The 22,591-nt window shown below is 57.1% G+C and carries 25 protein-coding genes; 12 read left to right on the top strand and 13 right to left on the bottom strand.

Going from position 1 to position 22,591, the window contains the following annotated elements:
• Positions 1–59: 59 nt before the first annotated feature.
• Positions 60–374, top strand: a complete 315-nt coding sequence (locus UR289_RS14990; protein ID WP_033145449.1) for a PTS sugar transporter subunit IIB — start codon at positions 60–62, stop codon at positions 372–374.
• A 44-nt stretch (positions 375–418) separates the two neighbouring features.
• On the opposite strand, the gene UR289_RS14985 is transcribed toward UR289_RS14990, so the two are convergent.
• Positions 419–787: a MerR family transcriptional regulator gene (locus UR289_RS14985; RefSeq protein ID WP_087822518.1), complete on the bottom strand. Its 369-nt coding sequence runs from the start codon at positions 785–787 to the stop codon at positions 419–421.
• 96 nt (positions 788–883) lie between these two features.
• On the opposite strand from UR289_RS14985, the gene UR289_RS14980 reads away from it, so the two are divergent.
• The 6 genes from UR289_RS14980 to UR289_RS14955 all read left to right on the top strand — a co-directional run bounded on the left by UR289_RS14980 (position 884) and on the right by UR289_RS14955 (position 8,072).
• The gene (locus UR289_RS14980; protein WP_033145447.1) at positions 884–1,678 is read left to right on the top strand and encodes an SDR family NAD(P)-dependent oxidoreductase; all 795 of its coding nucleotides are present in this window, start codon (positions 884–886) and stop codon (positions 1,676–1,678) included.
• Positions 1,679–1,886: 208 nt separating this feature from the next.
• Positions 1,887–2,501 carry a TetR/AcrR family transcriptional regulator gene (locus UR289_RS14975; protein ID WP_087822516.1) on the top strand — a complete coding sequence of 205 codons (615 nt, stop codon included), beginning with the start codon at positions 1,887–1,889 and terminating at the stop codon, positions 2,499–2,501.
• A 74-nt stretch (positions 2,502–2,575) separates the two neighbouring features.
• Positions 2,576–3,685, top strand: a complete 1,110-nt coding sequence (locus UR289_RS14970; protein WP_320710725.1) for an efflux RND transporter periplasmic adaptor subunit — start codon at positions 2,576–2,578, stop codon at positions 3,683–3,685.
• A complete protein-coding gene (locus UR289_RS14965; RefSeq protein ID WP_320710723.1) occupies positions 3,682–6,771 on the top strand; it encodes an efflux RND transporter permease subunit in 3,090 nt (1,029 codons plus the stop codon). Before UR289_RS14970 ends, UR289_RS14965 begins: the two co-directional genes overlap by 4 nt.
• A 34-nt stretch (positions 6,772–6,805) precedes the next feature.
• Entirely contained in the window at positions 6,806–7,399 is a 594-nt protein-coding gene (locus UR289_RS14960; protein ID WP_096150149.1) for a TetR/AcrR family transcriptional regulator, read from the top strand.
• Between the two features lie 73 nt (positions 7,400–7,472).
• On the top strand, positions 7,473–8,072 hold the full coding sequence (locus UR289_RS14955) for an NAD(P)H-dependent oxidoreductase (protein WP_320710720.1): 600 nt from the start codon (positions 7,473–7,475) through the stop codon (positions 8,070–8,072).
• 129 nt (positions 8,073–8,201) lie between these two features.
• Here UR289_RS14955 and UR289_RS14950 read toward each other — a convergent pair whose 3' ends face one another.
• Positions 8,202–8,504 (bottom strand): hypothetical protein, encoded by a 303-nt coding sequence (locus tag UR289_RS14950; protein WP_033145442.1) that lies wholly within the window; start codon positions 8,502–8,504, stop codon positions 8,202–8,204.
• 43 nt (positions 8,505–8,547) lie between these two features.
• Positions 8,548–9,024: a WbuC family cupin fold metalloprotein gene (locus tag UR289_RS14945; RefSeq protein ID WP_033145441.1), complete on the bottom strand. Its 477-nt coding sequence runs from the start codon at positions 9,022–9,024 to the stop codon at positions 8,548–8,550.
• Between the two features lie 265 nt (positions 9,025–9,289).
• Between UR289_RS14945 and UR289_RS14940 the strand changes: the two genes are divergently transcribed.
• Entirely contained in the window at positions 9,290–9,760 is a 471-nt protein-coding gene (locus UR289_RS14940; protein WP_320710717.1) for a hypothetical protein, read from the top strand.
• A 47-nt stretch (positions 9,761–9,807) separates the two neighbouring features.
• Here the strand turns inward: UR289_RS14940 and UR289_RS14935 are convergent, their stop codons facing one another.
• Both UR289_RS14935 and UR289_RS14930 read right to left on the bottom strand, forming a co-directional pair.
• Positions 9,808–10,731, bottom strand: coding sequence for a LysR substrate-binding domain-containing protein (locus UR289_RS14935; RefSeq protein WP_320710715.1), 924 nt, complete (start codon positions 10,729–10,731; stop codon positions 9,808–9,810).
• 24 nt (positions 10,732–10,755) lie between these two features.
• On the bottom strand, positions 10,756–11,292 hold the full coding sequence (locus UR289_RS14930) for a MarR family transcriptional regulator (protein ID WP_320710713.1): 537 nt from the start codon (positions 11,290–11,292) through the stop codon (positions 10,756–10,758).
• Positions 11,293–11,421: 129 nt separating this feature from the next.
• On the opposite strand from UR289_RS14930, the gene UR289_RS14925 reads away from it, so the two are divergent.
• Positions 11,422–12,582, top strand: coding sequence for an MFS transporter (locus tag UR289_RS14925; RefSeq protein ID WP_320710711.1), 1,161 nt, complete (start codon positions 11,422–11,424; stop codon positions 12,580–12,582).
• An 82-nt stretch (positions 12,583–12,664) separates the two neighbouring features.
• Entirely contained in the window at positions 12,665–13,090 is a 426-nt protein-coding gene (locus UR289_RS14920) for a VOC family protein (protein WP_320710710.1), read from the top strand.
• Positions 13,091–13,210: 120 nt separating this feature from the next.
• Here UR289_RS14920 and UR289_RS14915 read toward each other — a convergent pair whose 3' ends face one another.
• Complete coding sequence (locus tag UR289_RS14915; RefSeq protein WP_193139202.1) at positions 13,211–13,696, bottom strand: GNAT family N-acetyltransferase; 486 nt, start codon at positions 13,694–13,696, stop codon at positions 13,211–13,213.
• A 329-nt stretch (positions 13,697–14,025) separates the two neighbouring features.
• Here UR289_RS14915 and UR289_RS14910 point away from each other — a divergent pair, with 329 nt between their 5' ends.
• Positions 14,026–14,532 carry an AAA family ATPase gene (locus UR289_RS14910; protein WP_069302768.1) on the top strand — a complete coding sequence of 169 codons (507 nt, stop codon included), beginning with the start codon at positions 14,026–14,028 and terminating at the stop codon, positions 14,530–14,532.
• Between the two features lie 165 nt (positions 14,533–14,697).
• Here UR289_RS14910 and UR289_RS14905 read toward each other — a convergent pair whose 3' ends face one another.
• Complete coding sequence (locus tag UR289_RS14905) at positions 14,698–15,180, bottom strand: glutathione peroxidase (protein ID WP_320710707.1); 483 nt, start codon at positions 15,178–15,180, stop codon at positions 14,698–14,700.
• A gap of 138 nt (positions 15,181–15,318) precedes the next feature.
• Here UR289_RS14905 and UR289_RS14900 point away from each other — a divergent pair, with 138 nt between their 5' ends.
• The gene (locus tag UR289_RS14900) at positions 15,319–16,590 is read left to right on the top strand and encodes a serine hydrolase domain-containing protein (RefSeq protein WP_033145433.1); all 1,272 of its coding nucleotides are present in this window, start codon (positions 15,319–15,321) and stop codon (positions 16,588–16,590) included.
• On the opposite strand, the gene paaY is transcribed toward UR289_RS14900, so the two are convergent.
• From paaY to paaH, 6 genes are all read right to left on the bottom strand, one after another.
• Positions 16,499–17,095, bottom strand: a complete 597-nt coding sequence (gene paaY / locus UR289_RS14895) for a phenylacetic acid degradation protein PaaY (RefSeq protein ID WP_033145432.1) — start codon at positions 17,093–17,095, stop codon at positions 16,499–16,501. The genes UR289_RS14900 and paaY overlap by 92 nt on opposite strands.
• A gap of 9 nt (positions 17,096–17,104) precedes the next feature.
• Positions 17,105–18,040: a phenylacetic acid degradation operon negative regulatory protein PaaX gene (paaX, locus tag UR289_RS14890; protein WP_181593208.1), complete on the bottom strand. Its 936-nt coding sequence runs from the start codon at positions 18,038–18,040 to the stop codon at positions 17,105–17,107.
• Between the two features lie 164 nt (positions 18,041–18,204).
• A complete protein-coding gene (gene paaK, locus UR289_RS14885) occupies positions 18,205–19,521 on the bottom strand; it encodes a phenylacetate--CoA ligase PaaK (RefSeq protein WP_045888536.1) in 1,317 nt (438 codons plus the stop codon).
• 27 nt (positions 19,522–19,548) lie between these two features.
• Positions 19,549–20,754: a 3-oxoadipyl-CoA thiolase gene (gene pcaF, locus UR289_RS14880; protein WP_320710705.1), complete on the bottom strand. Its 1,206-nt coding sequence runs from the start codon at positions 20,752–20,754 to the stop codon at positions 19,549–19,551.
• The gene (gene paaI / locus UR289_RS14875; RefSeq protein WP_320710704.1) at positions 20,754–21,176 is read right to left on the bottom strand and encodes a hydroxyphenylacetyl-CoA thioesterase PaaI; all 423 of its coding nucleotides are present in this window, start codon (positions 21,174–21,176) and stop codon (positions 20,754–20,756) included. Before paaI ends, pcaF begins: the two co-directional genes overlap by 1 nt.
• Positions 21,166–22,590 carry a 3-hydroxyacyl-CoA dehydrogenase PaaH gene (gene paaH, locus UR289_RS14870; RefSeq protein WP_320710701.1) on the bottom strand — a complete coding sequence of 475 codons (1,425 nt, stop codon included), beginning with the start codon at positions 22,588–22,590 and terminating at the stop codon, positions 21,166–21,168. The genes paaI and paaH overlap by 11 nt, the downstream gene beginning before the upstream one ends.
• Between the last annotated feature and the right edge of the window lies 1 nt (position 22,591).

Below are 22,591 nucleotides of genomic sequence, written 5' to 3'. Positions count from 1 at the left end.
GCGCATTTCGGTGACAACCTCAGGACTACTCTGTGTGCGGTTTTCAGGAGGTACAAAATATGAAAAAGCTTCTGATCTGTTGTTTGTTTGGTAATACCGCAAACTCTCTCGCCAAAAAAATGCAGTCTCTGGCAGAACGCGAAGGCTATCCGCTGATGATTAGCGCTGTTGGGCTGGATAACTTCGCCAGCGTCGCTCCCGCTTTCGATGGTTTCCTCATCGCCCCGCACATTCAGTACAAACTCGATGAGATAAAAGAAACGGTGGGCAATACGCGTTCAATCGCCATTATTGAGAGCCTGCCCTATGCCTCTCTCGACGCGAGGAAAGTATTGAATTTCGTGAAGGAGCAGATGCCTGAACTGGCTGCATGACAGATAAGGCCGCATCGGTTTTGCGGCCTCCTCTCACCCGGCGTTCAAAACGTGTCGACACAAGGCTGGCCGACCTTATTAAGGGCGTTTTTCAACCTGGCTCTGAGTTCAATTAACGCCGCTTCTTTCTCTTCAAGCTGCTGCAGCTTGTGGCGCAGAGACGCCTGTTTTTGCTCAGCGGTAAATTTGTCGTCAACCCAGACAGCCAAAACCTCTGAAATTTCAGCTAAGGTAAAACCCAGCATTTTGGCATGCTTGATCATGTTTAAACGCTGTAAATCGACGGCGGAATAGACTTTATAGTTATTGCTGCGATTGGGCTGCGGGATATTCTCTAATAGCCCCTGTCGCTCATAGTAACGCACCGTCTCTTTCGACAATCCCGTTTTCGCACACAGTTCACCAATTCGCATCGCGTCGCCCTCACCTTGTAAAAATCACGCTTGACCGTGTACCTAAGTGCACGGTTTATGCTGTGCAGCATACATTAGGGAAACGGGATTAAACATATGAATTCTTTTGATTATACAGGTAAAACAGCGCTGATTACCGGAGCGTCGTCGGGCATAGGCCGTGATTTTGCCCGGCAGCTCGCCGCCCGCGGCGTGGCCTTGATCCTGGTCGCCCGCAGCGAGCCAAAGCTGCAGGCGCTTGCCGTAGAGTTAGTCAGAAAGCACGGCGTCTCCATCACGATTATCGTGCAGGATTTAGTGAAGCCGGAAGCCATTCCCCACATTGTGGAACGGCTTGAAACCTTAAGACGCGTCCCCGACATTCTGATCAATTGCGCCGGCTTCGCCACCTACGGGCCATTCGAAAAGCTGTCCATCGACAGGCAGCGTGATGAGATAAACGTAAACTGCATGGCCCCCGTGGAGCTGACTCACGCCTTGCTGCCGGGAATGCTGCAGCAGGGCTCCGGGGTAATTATTAACGTTGCCTCAACGGCCGCGATGCAGCCGGATCCCTATATGGCGATTTATGGCGCAACCAAAGCCTTCCTGCTCTCGTTTTCGAACGCGTTGTGGGGAGAGTATCGCTCCAGGGGCATTCGCGTCCTGGCGCTTTGCCCCGGCGCAACGGATACGGCCTTTTTTGATGTGGTGAATGCTGAGGAAGCCTCGGTCGGTAAACGAATGCCCGCTGACAAGGTGGTCACCCTGGCGTTGAAGGCCGTTGAGAGCAACCGTAACTACCTGATTACCGGATGCGGTAACTGGCTTCTGGGGCAGCTACACCGGTTCGTGACGCGCAGGCGTCTGGTGCTCATCGTTGAAAAAATATTGCGTCCACGCTCGGCCTAAGCAAAAACAGTCCTGTTCAGCGCAAGGGAGTTGCGCTGAAATCCACGCTTATCGCAGGCAGATAGATGCCATAGTGCACGAAAAACAGTGATACACTTACCGCACCTGGTTGATCGTCCCGTCTGAACGGCGCATGATGAATGACGGTAACCAAATCTCAAAATGGTCACTCGTTGTTAATCGTAGCCCGTCACGCTAAGCTTAAATAATGACTAAAAATATGAATCCCCCATCATCACGTGGTCCCCTTGATCACGCTGTCAGAGAGCAAATCGTCGAAGCGGCTTTTGAGCACTTCGGCCACTACGGCTATGAAAAAACCACCGTCGCCGAACTGGCTAAATCCATTGGTTTTTCAAAGTCCTACATTTATAAATTTTTCGATTCCAAACAGGCTATCGGCGAGGTGATCTGCGCTAACCGCCTGGAGCTGATCATGGCGGCAGTGCTTTCCGCCATCGAGGATGCGCCGTCGGCAAGCGAAAAATTACGCCGCCTTTTCAAAGCGCTCACCGAGGCGGGAAGCGAGCTGTTTTTCCACGACCGTAAGCTATACGACATCGCCGCCGTCGCCGCGCAGGAGCAGTGGCCTTCCACGCAAAAGTACAGTGAAAGCCTGATGAAGCTGATTGAAAGCATCATTATCGAAGGCAGGCAGGCCGGCGAGTTTGAAAGAAAAACGCCGCTGGATGAAGTCACCTGTGCCGTCTACATGGTGATGTGCCCTTACATTAACCCCGTTCAGCTTCAGTACAACCTCGAAATGGCCCCCACGGCGGCAGTGCTACTCTCTTCACTGATTTTAAGAAGCCTGGCCCCCTAATTTGTGACCATTGACAATTTCGGTCACTAGTCAGAGAATGCGGATACCGTCCTGTTACGTCAAAAAGGTTTCCCATGCTCAGGCTCACTTCAGCCCGCGTTGCCGTTTGTCTCCTGCCGTTTGCCCTGGTGGCGTGCGGCGATATTTCCGCGAGTGACGATCCGCGCACCAAGCCACCGCTCGTCAGAGCCTCCTCCGTCGAGCTTGCGAACAATAGCGCCCGCGCCTTCACGGGCGTGGTGGTCGCAAGAACGCAAAGCGATTTAGGTTTCAGGGTTCAGGGAAAAATCCTTGAGCGGCTGGTCGATACGGGCCAGACCGTCAAACAGGGCCAGCCCCTGCTGCGCCTGGATCCGGTTGACCTGAAGTTACAGGCTCAGGCGCAGCAGCGCGCGGTGGATGCGGCTCAGGCGCGCGCGCGCAAAGCCTCCAGCGATGAGGCGCGCTATCGCGGTCTTGTGGCGTCCGGCGCGGTGTCTGCCTCGGAGTATGACCAGATCAAAGCGGCGGCCGATACGGCCAGGGCCGATCTCAGCGCCGCCCGGGCGCAGGCCAGCGTGGCGCAAAACGCCACGGGCTATGCCGTACTGCTGGCGGATTCAGACGGCGTGGTCATGGAGACGCTCGCCGAGCCGGGTCAGGTCGTCAGCGCCGGACAGGTGGCGATCAGGCTCGCCAGAGCCGGGCAGCGTGAAGCGCTCGTCCAGCTTCCGGAAACGCTGCGCCCTGCCGTCGGCAGCGAAGCGCAGGCCACGCTGTATGGCAATGAAAAACATCCTGTCACCGCAACGCTGCGCCTGCTGTCTGATTCGGCCGATGCCGCGACCCGCACGTATGAAGCCCGCTACGTGCTGGATGGCCTGCTGGCGAACGCGCCGCTGGGGGCGACCGTCACGCTGAACGTTCAGGACAATAAAGCGGAAGGTCAGGTCATGCAGGTCCCGCTGGCTTCACTCTATGATGCAGGAAAAGGTCCCGGCGTCTGGCGCATTTCCGCCCAGCCGGCAAAGGTCGCATGGACGCCCGTCAGGGTGCTGAGCGTGGGTGAAGATGCGGCGCAGATCACGGGCGGCGTGAAGCCCGGTGAGAAGATTGTTGCGTTAGGCGCCCATCTTCTGCACGAGGGTGAGGTCGTCAGGCTTGCTAAGCAGCGCAATGCCGCCCTGGCGGAGAACACACCATGAGCGGAAGCCGCTTTAACCTGTCGGCGCTGGCCGTCCGCGAACGTTCCGTCACGCTGTTTCTGATCGTTCTGGTCACGATTGCCGGAATTTACGCCTTCTTTGGGCTCGGGCGCGCGGAAGATCCGCCCTTCACGGTAAAGCAAATGACGGTGATAACCGTCTGGCCGGGCGCGACCGCGCAGGAAATTCAGGATCAGGTCGCCGAGCCACTGGAAAAGCGCCTGCAGGAACTCAAATGGTATGACCGTACCGAAACCTATACCCGTCCCGGCATGGCGTTTATCACGTTGTCATTGCAGGACAAGACCCCGCCAGCCGAAGTGCAGGAGGAGTTCTATCAGGCGCGGAAGAAGCTCGGAGATGAATCGCAGCGTCTTCCGGCGGGCGTCATCGGCCCGATGATCAATGACGAATTCTCGGATGTCAACTTTGCCCTCTTTGCGCTGAAAGCGAAAGGCGAACCGCAGCGGCAGCTGGTACGCGATGCCGAAGGCCTGCGCCAGCAGCTTCTGCACGTTCCCGGCGTGAAGAAAGTGAACATTATCGGCGAACAGGCCGAGCGGATTTACATCTCCTTCTCCCACGACCGTCTGGCGACGATAGGGCTCTCACCCCAGGACATTTTCAACGCCCTCAACAGCCAGAACGCGTTAGCCGCGGCGGGCTCCATTGAGACCCGAGGCGCGCAGATTTTTATCCGCCTGGACGGCGCGTTCGATGAACTGCAGAAAATCCGCGATACGCCTTTTAATGCTCAGGGCAAAACGCTCAAGCTGTCCGATGTGGCAACGGTTGAGCGAGGCTACGAAGATCCCCCGACGATGCTGATACGCAATCAGCATGAGCCCGCCCTTCTGCTGGGCATCGTGATGCGTGAAGGCTGGAACGGTCTGGCGCTGGGGAAAGCGCTGGATGCGGAAACGGCAAAAATAAATGATAGCCTGCCGCTTGGCATGTCCCTGACCAAAGTTACAGACCAGTCCGTGAATATTCGCTCGTCGGTCGATGAGTTCATGATCAAATTCTTCGTCGCCCTGCTTGTGGTCATGGTGGTGTGTTTTGTCAGCATGGGCTGGCGCGTGGGTGTTGTCGTTGCGGCGGCGGTACCGCTGACGCTGGCTGTCGTTTTCGTGGTGATGGAAGCCGCGGGGATAAACTTTGACCGCGTTACGCTGGGCTCCCTGATCCTCGCCCTCGGCCTGCTGGTTGATGATGCCATCATCGCCATCGAAATGATGGTGGTGAAAATGGAGGAAGGTTACGACAGAATCAAAGCCTCGGCCTTCGCCTGGAGCCATACCGCCGCGCCCATGCTGGCCGGTACCCTGGTGACGGCCATTGGCTTTATGCCGAATGGTTTTGCCCAGTCGACCGCAGGGGAATACACCAGCAATATGTTCTGGATCGTCGGCCTCGCTCTGATTGCCTCGTGGTTTGTCGCGGTGGTGTTCACGCCCTATCTTGGGGTGAAGATCCTGCCGGCGATCCCGAAAGTCGAAGGGGGTCATGCCGCCATCTATAACACGCCTCGCTATAACCGTTTTCGCCGGCTGCTGGCCCGCGTTATCGCCAGAAAATGGCGGGTGGCCGGGTTGGTGGTCGCCATTTTCATCCTGGCCGTGCTCGGCATGGGGCTGGTTAAAAAACAATTCTTCCCGACCTCCGATCGCCCGGAAGTGCTGGTTGAGGTGCAGATGCCCTACGGTACCTCGATTGAGCAAACCAGCGCCGCAACCGCAAAAATCGAAGCGTGGCTGGGCCAGCAGCCCGAAGCCAAAATTGTCACGGCCTATATTGGTCAGGGTTCACCCCGTTTTTATCTGGCGATGGCGCCAGAACTGCCCGACCCGTCTTTTGCGAAAATCGTGATCCTGACGGACAGCGAGACGTCACGCGAGGCGCTCAAGCTCCGGCTGAGAGAAGCGGTCGCCAACGGCCTTGCCCCCGAAGCGCGCGTGAGGGTGACACAGCTGGTGTTTGGCCCGTACTCGCCCTTCCCGGTTGCCTGGCGCGTGTCGGGGCCGGATGTCGAACAGGTGCATGACATCGCTGACAGGGTGAAAGCCGTGCTCCAGGCGAGCCCGATGATGAGAACCGTCAACACCGACTGGGGGTCGCGCGTTCCCGTCCTGCATTTCATTCTCGATCAAAACCGCCTGCAGGCGACCGGCTTAACCTCCAGTGCCGTTGCCGATCAGCTTCAGTTTCTGCTCTCAGGCGTGCCCGTCACCTCCGTGCGGGAGGATATTCGCTCGGTGGAGGTGATTGGCCGCGCGGCGGGAGATATCCGTCTTGACCCGGCAAAAATCGAGGGTTTCACCCTTGTCGGCAATGCGGGACAGCGCGTTCCGCTGTCTCAAATCGGCAAGATTGAGATCGGTATGGAAGATCCGATCCTGCGTCGTCGCGATCGCACCCCGACGATTACCGTGCGGGGCGATATCGCTAACCATCTTCAGCCACCAGATGTGTCGGTCGCCGTCATGAAGCAGCTCCAGCCGATTGTTGACGCGCTGCCGGCCGGATACCGTATCGACATGGCGGGTTCGATTGAGGAATCGGGCAAAGCCACGCAGGCCATGATCCCGCTGTTTCCGATCATGATTGCCCTGACGCTGCTGATCATCATTTTGCAGGTGCGCTCAATCTCGGCGATGGTGATGGTGTTCTTAACCGCGCCGCTGGGGCTGATTGGCGTAGTGCCCGTGCTGTTGATTTTCAATCAGCCGTTTGGCATCAACGCGCTGGTCGGCTTGATCGCCCTTTCCGGCATTCTGATGCGCAATACGCTGATCCTGATCGGTCAAATCGATCATAACCAGAAGGAGGGCCTCGAGCCGTTCCAGGCGGTGGTTGAAGCGACGGTCCAGCGCGCGCGCCCGGTCTTGCTGACCTCCATGGCCGCCGTGCTGGCGTTTATTCCCCTGACGCATTCGGTGTTCTGGGGTACGCTGGCCTACACGCTGATAGGCGGAACGCTGGGCGGGACGATCGTCACGCTCGTCTTCCTGCCCGCGATGTATGCGATCTGGTTCCGGATCCGACCATCGGAACAACGCGTGCAGCACCGAACAGAAAACGTGTAAACTACCATGAGTAGATAACACTTCAGAGGAAAGCATGGTTGTTAAGCGCTTAAGAAAAGAGGACCGCCGCGTGCAGCTGCTGGAGGTTGCGCGCGGAATCGTTCGTCAACAAGGCACGGAGGCCCTAACTCTTGGCTACCTGGCCGAGCGGGCCAACGTGACCAAGCCTATCCCCTACGACCACTTTGGCGATCGTGAAGGGCTGCTGATGGCGCTGTACCGGGACTATAGCGATCGGCAGCTGGCGAAATTCCGCGAGACGCTGGCGGTCGACAGCAAAACGCTGGAGAAGACGATCCGCTTTTTCAGCGCCGCCTATATCGACTGCGCCATTAGTGCCGGGCCGGAGACCGGCCCAATCGCCGCGGCGCTGTCCGGATCCCACGCGCTGCAGACGTTTCGTGAGGCATGCGTGGCCGAATGCGCCGACTGCCTGCGTACCGCGCTTTCCCCGTTCGTCGCGCTGAAAGGCGTTCAGGGAGAAGCGGTACTGACGGCCATCATTGGCGCGGCGGACGCGCTCAGCACCGCCGCGGGCAACGGCGTGCTCGCCCGGAACGTGGCGGAAAATACGCTCAGCGGCGCCATGACCGGCGTGCTGGAGACCTACGTGAATAGCACAAAATGATCGCTGGGGGCGGATTGACACCTAAGTTACCAATAGTAATATAGGCGTCAGTTCTCACCCATTCGAGGTCGCTATGTCTGCTACAAATGCCATTAATAACGCACTGATCGTGACGGCTCATCCTGTCGACAATTCGTTATCCCATTCGCTGGCAGCCCGTATTGCCGGAAAATTACGCGAGCAAGGTACGCAGGTTGAGATTGCCGATCTGCATGCTGAAGGGTTTAATCCGGCGATGACCCGCGCCGATCTCGATTTGTATCACGGCGATCCGAGCGCCCTTCCCGACGATATTCTGCGCGAGCAGCAGCGCGTCGAGCGAGCGGATATGCTGGTGTTTGTCTTCCCCGTGTACTGGTGGTCGGTCCCCGCGCTGTTGAAAGGCTGGTTCGATCGCGTATTAACCCTGAACTGGGCGTATAAGGTGGCCGACGATGGCCGGATTGTGGGCAGCTTACGCGACGTTCCCGTCCGCCTGATCGCTACCGGCGGCAGCGATCTCACCGGATTCGACAAACACGGCTATTCGACGGCGATTCAGACGCAGATAATCGAAGGCGTGTTTGGCTTCAGCGGGTTGAAGAACGTTAAGCTCGATATCCTTTACCAGGCAGACACGGCGACGCCTGAGCAGGTAGAGGATTTCCTGCAGGGGCTAGAGAGTCTTAAATAATCCCGGCTATCCAGTCACAGCAAAGGCGCGCCTCCTTCGCCAGAAGGAAGCGCGTGTCTCGTTATCACCTACCACCGTCAGGGGCGATCTTTTAATCCTGCTGGCTAACCGGAACTCTCTTTCCAGCGATTATTCAAAAAATAACGAGAAAAGGCCAATCGCCATCACTACGCTCATAATCACCTGAATCAGAATAATAAAAAAAGCGACTCCACCCAAGACTGTGATTTTTCGACGCAGAATGAAAGTAATGCCGGAAAGTACAGCACTGAACAGAATGGCTTTAAGGATATAGGAAAGCGGAACCATTGCCGGGTGACCGGTATGCACTCCAGCAAGCCCAATGAGACCCAGCAGAAAACCTCCGCAGAATCCCCATCCCCAGAAAGTCATCGGTAAGCTCATCTGCCCCGCGACTAATCTTTTCAACATACGCACATCCTTTTTGTGATTATTTTTATCAAAATTCACCGGTTTACAGGGTAAAACCCCCGTCACCCACCTGCGCCTGGGCGTACCATTTCATCAGCTCCGCGCAACCGGGCGCGTTCTCAGCCGGTGACCATTGGGCGGTATCGTGCTCCGGAACAGGCTGATAGCCGCCGTGTTTTACCTCGAAAATGACGCCGCCTTTATCCAGCGACAGCACGGCATGCCAGGTACCGGCATCCATCTCCAGCACTTTGCAGTCTTCACCTAACACCACGCGCTGGGTCACGTTACCGCCGTCATCAAAATTCAACACCAGAAAGCGACCGCTCAGAGCCGTCAGCAGTTCAAACGTGTGCGGGTGGCGATGAGGGCGAACATAGGTCCCAGGCTCCATCGCGATAGCCAGGCGCTGCACCGGGTCGCTCAGCTCGGGATGTAAATTGCGGTGCGCGCGTAAGCGAGGAGAATTGGCAGCCTGCTCGCTTTGTTGCTGCAGGTCACTGAACGTAATTTGTTTCATATACACCTTTGTGAATGGAGTCAGCGGACGGCAACCCTTTAGCCGCACGACGTTATACCATCCGGAACGGTCGATGAGCGATGGCATTTGTGAAACAAATCGCTGCAGCGTGAGGATGCGCGCGATCGCCCCCAAAGCGCAACGTTGAGTAAAACTCACATTGATTCCCACTATTTATCGTTTTTAAAAAGTGACGCACCTGAAATACCATCCATTCACCCCTGGGATAGAAAAATAAATAATACTAAGCCTGTATGGAGCACCTATGACACTCGATGTTTTATTCCCTGTATTGAATATTATCTCGCCTCATAAATTTAGCGCCCAAACAAATGTGCATGAGTTGATAATGTTACTTTCAGCAGAAAAGGAAAGCTCAGAAGCGCTATCGCCCTTCATCCATCGACTGCATCTTTTGGCTTTCGCCCAAGGCAATCCGGGTAACGCCGAAGAGTTGCTCTCAGCGCATTTACCAAAAGAGGATGGGATCCTTCCGCTGCTGGACTTTGCGGACTGGCCAAAGGTGCGTTACGCCGCGTCAGGCGAAGCTCAGACGCGTGAATCGCAGGAGTATTTCCGTGACATGACCTCGGCTGCCAATCTGTTACGCACTGCGCTGATCGACGCCGAGCGAGCAAAGGGAACGCCTGCGCTTTATATTCTGGATAAATTACTCAACCTGAACAGCGCCCTGCCGGAGCGATATAAAGATATGGCAAATATTCCCTACGCATAAATATGTTCTATATGCGGAATATCCTTCACTAAATATTCCGCTATTTACTAAACCCGCTTTTCGTTGTAATCAAGACAGACGATATCCAACGAAGGCAGCACCGGCGCATTAAGGTTAAGCCACGCCAGCAACTGTTCAATACTCTGTCTTCTGAGCGAATTTTTCGGCCAGACGAGGTAGTAGCCATCGCCGGTTGCGATAGCTTCCCTGAAGGGCAGCGCGAGCAGGCCGCTTTTCAGCGCGTCGAGCGTGAGGCGGAGGTCGGCCATCGCCACGCCGTGACCGTGCATGGCGGCCAGGCTTCCCTGCTCCAGGGTGTCGAACACTATTCCACGACTCACGTCGAGCCCGGGGAATGACCCGGTTCTTTTCAGCCATCGCTTCCAGTCCCGTCTGTCCGGAGAGGGATGGATAAGATCGCACTCTGGGAGCTGATGCCGGGCAGACTCAAGCAGCGACGGGGTACAAACCGGAATGAGCCATTCACTGAAGAGCAGCCGGCTTTCCGTAGACTCGCCGAAATAGCCATTACCGAGCAGGATCGCACAATCGTAGGGCTCACGGCTGAAGTCAACGGTGTCGAAGTCCATCCAGACGCTGGCAATTTCAATTTTTGGCTTCGCGTGGTTCTCGCGAAAGGATTTAAGCACATTCAGCAGCCACCGCATCGTCAGGGTGCTGGGGGCTTTGAGGCGCAGAAGGTGGTTTTCGCTTCTGAATGCGCGACAGGCCCACTCAATATTCGAGAAACTTTCGCTGAGCTGTCCGGCCAGAATACGTCCGGCATCACTGACCTCCACTCTCGGCCCCTGGCGTTTAAAGAGCTCACAGTCGAACCACTGCTCGAGCGTCCGGACATGCCTGCTGACCGCGCCCGGCGTGATATTCAGTGCTTCAGCAGCTTTGCTGAAGGAGTTCAGCCGCGCGGCAACTTCAAAAGCGCGCAGCGCATACAGTCGTGGTAAAGACATACATTCCCTTTCTGTGAGGTTTAGCTATGCAGTTTTTGTATTATCGGCACTCGGTGACTTGTCGCTCAGGTCCTCAGACGGGAACGTCATCAGCAGCTCCCTGAGCAGGGACTCAAGCTGCGCGCGCTGCGCGTCAGACAAGTGGCTCAGCAGCGCATTTTGCGTTTGTGTATGGACGATCAGCGCCTGTTCGATGCGCTCCTGCCCGTGCGGTGTCAGGCTTACGAGGGTGCTGCGCTTGTCATCCGGATCGGCAATTCGCCTGATAAGCCCAAGCTGTTCGAGATGGCTGAGCCGGTTCGTCATCGCCCCTGAGGTTACCAACAGCGATTTATAGAGCTGCGTGGGGGAAAGGCAGTACGGCTCACCGGCGCGACGCAGCGTGGCGAGCACGTCAAACTCGCCCTCGCGAAAGCCAAACTGCGCCATCGCCTGCGCCCATTCTTTTCCCAGATGCTTCATCAGCCTGAGCATTCGGCCAAAAATTTTCATCGACGAGGCGTCCAGCTCCGGCATGGCGCGGCTCCACTGGCCGACAACGAAGTCTACGTGATCTTGCATTTTCACCCCTGATGGCGTGCGAATTTATCCTGTTGTGCGGTACATCTTACGCAAAAACATATTTTATCTTAACGTTAAGATAAATGCTCGTGCGATTTGCCCGGGCCATTCACAACCGAAAAGGACTCCATGTTGAAACGCACGTCGCCTTTACTCTTCGCCGTTATCGCTTTTATCGTCGGGCTGAACCTGCGCCCCATACTGGCTTCTGTCGGACCGCTGTTTTCCGTGCTGCAGCGCGAAGCGGGGCTGACCGCTACGCAATTCAGCCTGCTGACCACCCTGCCGGTCGCGATGATGGGGCTTGCCGCCCTGTGTGGCCCCTGGCTTTTAGCCCGAGTCGGCGCCGTACGAGGCATTATGCTCGGGCTCTTTATCCTGCTTGCGGCCTGTTTGCTGCGCGGTTTTAGCGCCTCACCGGAGAGTCTTATGGGCACCGCGTTACTGGGCGGGGCCAGCATAGGCACGATCCAGGCGTTAATGCCTGCCCTGATAAAAAAGGAATATACGCAAACGGCCAGCACGGTGATGTCGCTCTTCAGCACGGGCATTATGGCCGGAGCGGCAGTCGCCGCCGCCAGCGCAGAGCCGTTGTTCTCATGGCTCACGCTGAAGCCCGCGCTGGCAATGGCCGGGCTGTTAGCGCTGCTGGCGCTGATACTGTGGTTACCGCTGGTTAAGCATCCTCAGGAGGAAAAAACAGCACGCGAAACCGTTACGCTCTCGTCCTCCCGGACAGCGTTACTGCTGCTCTTTTTCGGCGTGGGAACGGGCGCCTACACGCTGGTATTGGCCTGGCTGCCCCCGCTCTATATTCAGGCGGGATGGTCCGCACGCAGCAGCGGCTACATGCTGGCCTGGCTGACGTTAACCGAGGTTGTCGCCGGGTTTGCCGTCTCCGCGCTGATCGGTAAATTCCCCGATCGTCGCGTGCCGCTGATCGCCGTATTGCTGTTGCTGCTGGCAGGATTACTGTGTCTGGTCTTTGCGCCGGGTACGACGCCGGTATTATCCACGTTGCTGCTTGGTACCGGGATCGGCGCCCTCTTCCCGCTGTCGCTCATCGTCACGTTCGATCATGCGCGAACGCCCGCACAGGCCGGGAAGTTGCTGTCTAAAGTTCAGGGAGGCGGATACACGATCGCCGCGCTTATGCCGTTAATTGCGGGGATCGTTCGCGACAGTTCGGTCTCGCTGACCAGCGCATGGCTGATCATGAGTGCGGGAGTCGTGCTGCTGATCGTTATCGCGCTAAATTTTAATCCCGTCGTGGACGTGCAGGCACGGTGAACGCGATACCAGTTTTGAGAGTCGTATTTCCGCCGTTCGTAAGATAAATTCAGGGTGAATTTCACCTCATTCAGGAGTGGATATGCCGCAGACGTTACCAGAAATTGATGTCTTGTTCGTCGCCGGGTTCGGGCCCATTTCGCGGGATACGGAGTCCAGCAGCGCGTTTTATGTTCAGACACTCGGCCTTCCGCTGAAGCCGATGGAGGGAAACACCGATTATCTGCTCACTGAGGAGGATCAGCTGGAAGGCGTGAAGCATTTCGCCGTCTGGCCGCTCGCACAGGCGGCTGCGTCCTGCTTTGGACAAGAACAGTGGCCAGTTGAGCACCCGATACCGCAGGGATGGGTTGAGTATGAGGTACAGGATCTGGACTCGGCTACCCGCGTTCTGAGCGAAAAAGGCTATCGGCTGCTGGTTGCTAACCGTTTGGAACCGTGGGGGCAAACCGTCACTCGCCTGCTCAGCCCGGAAGGCTTGCTTACCGGGCTGACGATTACGCCGTAGCTGCGGGGGTAAATGGGTTATTGGAAAGCAGCATTGTAGTGGGAAACGCCTGCTTTGAGCGAACAGTGGGCGTACCCTTATGCTATTTACACCAACGTTGTGAGTCTATTTCTGGGTACTTCAGCCGGCACTGCGGGCAAGCTCATCTATTTTTGTGCCAAAAACCCGATGATAGTTAACACTCTTGATAACCTGAGCACCGAAAGACTCATAAAACTTTTGCGCCAGTGGGTCTGCTGCCACAGATAACCAATCGAGTTGTAAACACCCCCGCTCTTGAGCCCGGCTGGCTATAAAACTCATCAGCTTTCTACCCACTCCAGCCCTCCTGAAAGGTGCTGAAACAAAAAGCTCTTTGATAAACATTTGCCCGCTGAAACGTGGTGAAGGGTACATCACTGAGACACATGAAAACGCAGCTATTACTCCTTCACAAACCACTTTGTGAACTTCAGTATGAGAGTCGACTGCAAGGACCTTATCCCTCAGATATGCGGTCATGTCACTCCTGGACAAGCAAACATCCTGGTTATAATAGTTTTCCATCTCGATAAAAATATCAACCAAATCAGGATATTCGTCTGGTTTGCAGATGGTGATGTTCACGCATATCTCCTTAAGCAAATAGTACCAATTTAAATTAACACAAAAGCAATAAAGCTATATCAATAAAGGTTACTACCGCAAATTGTTAAATAACGCAGTTGTTTCATAGTTCCTGAAGCAGTTTTGAGCTCGGAGCGGACACTCAGTATATAAGTGAAAAAATTGCTGATTTTGCATTCAGGCCCTGTTAAGTTGAATGACGATGAAAACACACTCAGTCCTAACCTATTCAATGATTATTATCACCTGTCTGACTCAGGTGGGATAACGTTCGCCATTTTCCCGCCGGTAAGGCGGGCCTTACCGGTAACAATCCAGTGAGGTAAAGAATGGACACAAATGCAGTAGCGACGCCTGAAAAACCTGTCTTGCACTTGTTATGTGGAAAAATTGCATCAGGAAAATCCACATTGTCAGCAAAATTAGGATCATCACCTGGGACTGTAATTGTCAGCGAGGATCGCTGGCTGGCTGCCCTCTTTACCAATGAAATGCAATCCATATCTGATTATGTGCAGTATTCATTAAGACTAAGAAATGCCATGAAGCCTCATCTGGTGTCACTACTCAAAGCTGGTTTATCAGTAGTTCTTGATTTCCCGGCAAACACACAAACAAATCGTGAATGGATGATGAGCATTATTAAAGAGTCAGGTGCCAGTAATCAGCTGCACTATCTGAAAGTTTCTGATGAAGTATGTAAATCCCGCTTGCGCGCCCGTAATGCAGAAGGCGTGCATGAATTTTCTGCCTCAGATCAACAATTTGACATCATAACGCGCTATTTCGAAGAGCCAACGGCTGATGAAGGGTTTGATATTATCGAATACTGCTAAATTTACCTTCCTGCACAAAAGCCGCCAGTTGGCGGCTTCATTATTTTCCATCTCATACGGTTATAAACGGTACTACAGCGAACTAAAAGTCCGCTCCTGGCACAAAGCGGACATCGGGTATTCCGGAAGTGCCCGACTCATGGTTAATTCCATTCACCAAAACTCTCACCTCCCCAAAGCCTCCACAATCGCCCTCTCCATTTTCTCTGGCGTGGTCATCGGTGCAAAACGCTTGAGTGGTTTACCGTCGCGGCCGATCAGAAACTTAGTAAAGTTCCACTTGATCCGCTCACCCAGCACGCCGGGCAATTCGTTTTTCAGATAACAAAACAGCGGGTGCGCTGCGCTACCGTTAACTTCAACCTTCTCAAACATCGGGAAGCTCACGCCGTAGTTGATGTAACAGGTTTTCGAGATTTCGTCGGCGCCGCCGGGTTCCTGTTTACCGAACTGGTTGCAGGGGAAGCCCAGCACCACTAATCCTCGATCGGCGTATTTCTTGTATAGTGCTTCAAGGCCAGCATATTGCGGCGTAAAGCCGCACTGGCTGGCGGTATTGACGACCAAAACCACCTTTCCCGCATAGTCGTCCATTGAGATAAGGCGGCCATCCAGGCGGGTGGCGGTAAGTTGATAAAAGCGAGTCATACTGAAATCCCTCAAGGCTGGCCGAAAAATTCACGGTGACCATCAACAGGGCCGCCGCCGTTTAGAAAGTTTACATTCAGGCAGGCTATTTGTGATACATTCCTGGCGCGCCAATGACCACCACACTCGCTATCAGGTATGCAGAACATAACAAAAAAAATTCGCTGGCTTCTGCTTACTCTCCCACTCCTCAGCGGTTGTGGCACGCTCTCACAGATGTCCTCCCCGGAAGGTACTCAGGAACTTCTCACCCATGATTCGCTGGATGGCGACGTTGACAGCGTGGTGCGTCACTATATGGCGCAAAAATCCGTTCCCGGGATGACGGTCGCGGTGATCCATAATCACGGCTCGCCGCAGTTTTACACCTGGGGCGTAACCGATGCGGTCAATCGCTATCCGGTCAGGCCCGACACCCTGTTTGCGCTCGGCTCGCTCAGCAAAGGGATCACGGCGGAAGTGGTGGCTTGTCTGGTCAATGAAGGGCAACTGAACTGGTACGATAACCTGGCGACATTGCTTCCGCCGGGGACGCCGCTTAGCGCGGATGCACAAAAAATCACCCTGCTCGAACTGGTAACCCACACCTCCGGCCTGCCGCGTCAGAATATGGATGTTCCGATGCTTGGAAAATTTATCGGCTATTTAAGCACGGGCGAAAATTTCTATAGCGAGCTGGACAGCGATAACGTGCTGCGTTACCTCGCCGACTGGCGGGCGCCAAAGAATAAAGTGCCGCAATATTCCAATACCGGCTACGCCCTGATCGGCTATATCCTGAAGCACAAAACCGGCGAAGATATCCAGAGTTTAGCCTCGCGCTATATTTTCCGTCCGCTGCAAATGGCTAACAGCAGCTTTATTCCCCAGCAGCTCAAAGGCTACCCGCAGCGTGCGCTCGGCCACGCGGGCGATCAGCCTAAATTCATCCCGCGCGGGCAGCTCACCCCGGACTGGCATTTTTCCAACAACATGGTGGCGGCAGCGAGCTTGTACAGCAACGCCGAAGATCTGGCGGCCTATGCCCGCTATCACGTCTCGACAACCCACAGTCCCCTGCTGGACAATGTCTTTGCCGAAGTGAGAAATACCGATATTCAACGTCCCGACGGGGTACAGGGTATTGCCTGGACCACCGACTTTATCGGTCTGGAAAAAATCACCTATCAGGTCGGCTATATCGGCGGTTACTCCAGCTTTATCGGCTATGACAAAGAAAAAGGCAATGCGGTGGTGGTGCTGCAAAATACCTTTAACTGGAGTAATTACATCGGCATCGCGCTGTTGATGGATATGGCGAAAAAAGACGGTCTGAGCCCTACACCGCCGACTTCGGCCTTAAGTTCTCATCAAACGCCAGTCGTTTCCGGTCAGGCTCAACTTCTCGCAGCGGCTCCACCTGGTGCATAGTTAGCTTGCAGCGCTCCACCAGCACCTGATACTCCCGCGTGCCCTGCTGCTTCCACGCCAGCTCCTGTTCGCTCAGCTCGCGAATCGCTTTGGCCGGGCTGCCGATGATCAAATGGTTGGCGGGCATCTCCGCTTTCGCCTTCACGAACGCCGCCGCGCCGACGATGCTGTTTTCACCGATGACCGCGCCGTCCATCACCACCGCGTTCATGCCCACCAGCGCATTACGGCGGATCACGCAGCCGTGGAGAATGGCGCTGTGGCCGATATGCCCGTCCTCTTCCACCACCGTGTCCTGCTCCGGGAAGCCGTGCATCACGCAGTTGTCCTGAATGTTGGCACCGTCTTTCACCACGATACGGCCAAAATCACCGCGCAGGCTGGCGTTAGGACCGACGTAAACGCCTTTGCCCAGAATCACGTCGCCAATCAGCACCGCCGTCGGGTGAACATAGCTCTCGTCCGGCACGACCGGCGTCAGACCGTCAATTTGATAAACTGGCATCTTCACTCCTTATGCGCTTGTAAGACCACCAAAGCGTTGATAGTAGAGCGTGCCGGGCACGGGCAGCTCGCCCACGGAGGTTTCGCCCTTCTCGCTGACAAACGCCAGCGCCCCCGGCGCGACACGCTGATAGATGTTAATGCAGAGCTGTCGGGCGCTTTGCCCCGCCCAGTGCGCGGGCAGCAACTCTTCCGGCAGCAGCGGATCTTTCAGCACCACGCGACGATAAAAGTGAATCAGCAGCAGCTGGATCTGGAAACAGCGTTCCGGCGTCAGCTCCTCCGGCGCGGCCTCTTTCAGCAGCGGCAGCAGCGGACGGAACGAGTTGATAAACGTCTCGTACATCGCGTTTTGCTCGGTTAGCTGCCAGCACTCCTCCACCCGCGAACGCAGCGCGGCGCGGGAGAGCGCCAGCGGCGAGTGGGCTTCAAAGAAAATCACGTTTTCCGCCACTCCGGCATCGTGAAGCAGAGACTGCACGTCCGCCAGATGCTGCGACGGCGAGGCCATCAGGCTCGGCGCCAGCGTGCCAAACCCCTGCCAGATCAGCTGTTTTTTGACGTCGGCAAGGGTGGTTTTATCCAGACCTTCGGAGAGCAGCAACAGCCATTTGCCGTCCCAGGCGGGCAGTTCCGCGCGGTAAATCTTATTCTCCGCGCGACGCGTCAGACGAAGCCCCTTATCGCTCAGGCGGTAAAAGCTGCGACGCCCGATGCGGGAAACGTCCAGCCAGCCCTCTTTGTTGAGGCGAAACAGCGCGGTACGCACGAAGCGCTCGCCAAACCCCATGCCTTCCAGCAGGGCGGCCAGGCTACCGAGCCAAATCTCACCGCCGCGATGGGAAAGCGCGTCACCGTATAACGAGGAGATAAGCGAGGTTCCGCTGACGGGAACGGAGCTGACCGCGTGCTGGATAAAGGCGTCGAGTTTATTCATGTGATTCATTCTGTTGTTATTTTTGTCCTGGATGAATCATAGCATAGGATTCTGGGATAGCCCCTCACCCTAACCCTCTCCCAAAGGGAGAGGGAACTTTTACACCCTCTCCTTTTGGGAGAGGGAACTGTTTACACCCTCTCCCTTTGGGAGAGGGCCGGGGTGAGGGAAACTCAACCGTTGGCCGCAGCTTTACGCAAGTCAAACACCCGGCAGGCTTTGCCCTCCGAGCGCGGGATGCTGCCGCAGTTAACAATCATTACGTCGGTGGAAATCCCCACCATCGACTTAATGCGGTGGCGCAGCTGGTGGCACACCTGGCAGCGCTGCTCGTGGGTCAGGGTTAAGCTGCTCTCTTTCAGCTCCACCTTCACGGAAAGTGAATCAAGATGCCCGCGACGGTTCACCTCCAGCTGATAGTGCGGAGAAAGGTGTTCGAACTTGACGATCTCCTCTTCCAGCTGCGACGGGAAGACGTTGACGCCGCGGATGATCAGCATATCGTCACTGCGCCCGCTGATGCGGTCCATACGACGCATGCTGCGCGCGGTGGCCGGGAGCAGGCGCGTCAGGTCGCGGGTGCGGTAGCGGATCACTGGCAGCGCCTCTTTGGTCAGCGTGGTGAACAGCAGTTCGCCCTGCTGCCCGTCATCCAGCGGCGTGCCGTCGTTCGGGTTGACGATCTCCGGGTAGAAGTGATCTTCCCAGATGGTCGGGCCGTCGACGGTTTCGATACACTCCATCGCCACGCCCGGCCCCATCACCTCGGAGAGGCCATAAATGTCCAGCGCCGTAATGCCCAGGCGTTTTTCGATTTCGCGACGCATGGCCTGCGTCCACGGCTCGGCGCCGAAGACGCCCACGCGCAGGGAACAGCCGCTGGCATCGCCGCCCATCTGGCGCTCCAGTTCCTCAATCAGGTTGAGGCAGTAGGACGGCGTCACCATGATCATGTCCGGCTGGAAATCACGGATCAGCTGCGCCTGTTTCTCCGTCTGGCCGCCGGACATCGGGATCACCGTCGCGCCTAAACGCTCGGCGCCGTAGTGCGCCCCCAGCCCCCCGGTAAACAGGCCGTAGCCATACGCCACGTGAATTTTGTCCTTCGCGCTGCCGCCCGCGGCGCGCAGGGAGCGGGCCACCAGATTGGCCCAGTTGTCGATGTCGCCCTGCGTATAGCCGACAACGGTCGGTTTGCCGGTGGTGCCGGATGAGGCGTGAATACGCACCACCTGCTCCATCGGCACGGCAAAGGTATCGAACGGATAGTTATCCCGCAGGTCCTGCTTGGTGGTGCACGGGAATTTGCGGATATCCGCCAGCTCGTTGAAATCGTCAGGGTGAACGCCCGCCGCGTCAAACTTGCGTTTGTACATCGGCACGTTGTTGTAGGCGTGATGCAGCGTCCATTTCAGACGCTCGGTCTGCAGCGCCTGTAGCTCGTCAAGGGAGGCCGTTTCAATCGGATCAAGCTTTGTTGTATTTGTCATTGTAGGGTACTCACATTGTTTTTATGCTCAAACACGCTCAAGGATCATGGCAATGCCCTGACCCACACCGATGCACATCGTACACAGCGCGTAGCGCCCGCCGCGTCGGTGCAGTTCGTTGCTCGCGGCCAGCGCCAGTCTGGCACCGCTCATGCCCAGCGGGTGGCCCAGCGCAATCGCGCCACCGTTCGGGTTAACGTGCGCGGCATCATCCGGCAGGCCCAGCTGACGCAGCACGCCCAGCGCCTGCGAGGCGAAAGCTTCGTTAAGCTCGACAACGTCCATATCGTTAATGCTGAGTCCGGCGCGCTCGAGCACCTTGCGGGTCGCCGGGACCGGGCCGAGCCCCATCAGACGTGGCTCCACGCCCGCCGTCGCCATCGCCACGATCCGCGTGCGCGGGACCAATCCCTGCGCCAGCGCCATCTTCTCGCTGGCGACGATCAGCGCCGCTGCGCCGTCGTTGACGCCGGAGGCATTCCCCGCCGTGACCACCCCGTTCTTACGAAACGGCGTTTTTAGCCCGGCGAGCTGTTCGAGCGTGGTGTCCGCGCGCGGATGTTCATCCACGCTGAACTCAGTGACCGTCCCTTTTTTTCCCGGCACCGGTACCGACACAATCTCCTGCGCCAGAATGCCGTTCTGCTGAGCCTGCGCGGTACGCTGCTGGCTGCGCAGCGCGAACGCGTCCTGATCGGCACGGCTGATATTTAACAATTCAGCTACATTCTCTGCCGTTTCCGGCATACTGTCAGTTCCGAATTGCTGATGCATGAGCGGATTCACAAATCGCCAGCCGATGGTGGTATCAAAGATTTCCGCCTGACGCTGAAACGCGGCGGTGGCTTTGCCCATCACAAACGGCGCGCGCGACATCGACTCCACGCCGCCCGCAATCAGCAGCTCGCCATCGCCCGCCTTAATGGCGCGGGCAGCAAACCCAATCGCGTCCAGACCCGACCCGCACAGGCGGTTAATGGTGGTTCCGGACACCGTCTGCGGCAGCCCGGCCAGCAGGGACGACATGCGCGCCACGTTGCGGTTATCTTCCCCCGCCTGGTTGGCGCAGCCGAAAATCACGTCGTCAATCCGCTCGAGATCGAGCTGGGGATAGCGGGCCAGCAGCGCGCGCAGCGGCACGGCACCGAGATCGTCGGTCCGGACTGCGGCAAGCGCGCCGCCGTAGCGACCCACCGGGGTTCGAACGCCATCACAAATAAATGCGTCACGCATCAGGCCTCTCCTGTCACGCTGCCGCCGATGCGGTGAGATTTCCCGCGAAAAAGGGCGACGGTTTTCTGTTGTTGGTTCTGGATTTCAATGTCGTACACGCCGGTCAGCTTGCCCTGATGCATCACCCGCGCGATGGCGGTGAGCGTGTCCCCGGCAAAGCCCGGACGCAGAAAATCAATCGAGCAGCCTGAGGCTACCGCCGCCAGCCCCTGGCTGTTGCAGGCGTAGGCAAAGGCGGTGTCTGCCAGCGAAAAAAGCTGTCCGCCGTGGCAGGTTTGGTGGCCGTTAAGCATCTGCGGGGTGATGGTCATGGTCACCACCGCGTAGCCCTCGTCCATGTCGACAATGTCCATCCCCATCGCCTGCGCGCAGGCGTCCCGTTCGTACATCGCGCGGGCGTTATGCCAGGCGTTATGACTCATAGCTACTCTCCAGAAGCGCGCGCTGGCGCAGCAGTGAACAGGGGCGATAGCGCTCTTCGCCGTAATGACGCTGCAGGTTCTCCAGCAGCGTCAGCAGGCGCTGCCAGCCCAGACGCTCGCCCCAGGCGATCGGCCCGCTCGGGTAGTTCACGCCCAGGCGCATAGCGGTATCGATGTCCTTCTCGCTGGCGACCCCTTTTTGCAGGGCATCCAGCGCTTCGTTGGCAATCATCGCCAGCGTGCGCCAGACCAGCAGGCCGGGATAATCGGCAATTTGCACCACCCGGTTACCCTGCTGCTGCAGGTAGCGGATGGCCTTTTGCGTCGCGGTGTGCGGGTTGCTGGCGGCCGACGCAATCACCGCCACGTCGCGCTCAATGCGGTCCACCACCACCACCGGGCCGTTGAGCCGCAGCGCCAGCGCCTGAGCGGTTTCGCCCTGCGTTTCGATCAGGTACACATCATCAATTTCGGTGACACCGTCACGTCTTCTTTCCACGCGCATCGGGCTGTAGTTGTCGTTCACGGCTGGCACCCACTGCACGGCGGGTTTGTCACCCTGCCAGTCGTAGACGCCCTTCCCGCTCTTTTTGCCCAGCCTTCCTGCCAGCACCAGCTCCTGCTGCACCAGCGAAGGCAGAAAACGACGCTCCTGCCAGAAGGCGTTAAATACCGAGCAGGTCACCGCGAAATTCACGTCCTGACCAATCATGTCGGTCAGCTCCAGCGGCCCCATCGGGAAACCGCCGCCGTCGCGCAGGGCGGCATCAATCACCTCCGGCGGCGCGACCTGCTCTTCCAGCGCGCGCCAGGCTTCGGAATAAAACGGACGCGCGACGCGGTTGACGATGAACCCCGGCGTTGACTGGCAGCGAACGGGCTGTTTGCCCCAGTTCAGCGCCAGCTCGCACAGCGCGTCGGCCACTTCCGGAGAGGTCGCCAGCCCGCTGACCACCTCCACCAGCTTCATCACCGGCGCCGGGTTGAAGAAGTGCAGCCCTGCGACGCGCTCCGGGTGGTGGACGTCCGCAGCAATCGCCGTAACGGAGATGGAAGAGGTATTGCTGGTCAGCACCGTTTGCGGCGGGCAGATCTCAGCCAACTGAGCAAACAGCGCCTTTTTCACCTCCAGACGCTCGGAGGCCGCTTCTATGACCAGATCGGCCGCGGCGAGCGCCTCGATATCGGTGACCGGAAGCAGCCGGGCGAGGATCTGGCTCCCGGCATCGGCGGAGAGTTTTCCGCGCGTCACCCGGGAGGCCAGACGCTGGCGGATCCCGTCTATGGCCCGCGATATCGCATCGCTGGAGATGTCGTAGATCAACACCTGATGGCCATGGCTGGCGGCGACTTCGGCAATCCCTGCGCCCATCGTGCCGCTGCCAATCACGGCGACAGTCCGTATGTTCAGCATG

The organism is Enterobacter sp. 302C9 (assembly GCF_034106085.1).
GTDB lineage: Bacteria > Pseudomonadota > Gammaproteobacteria > Enterobacterales > Enterobacteriaceae > Enterobacter > Enterobacter asburiae_B.
This window is presented reverse-complemented; position numbering and strand designations above follow the sequence as displayed.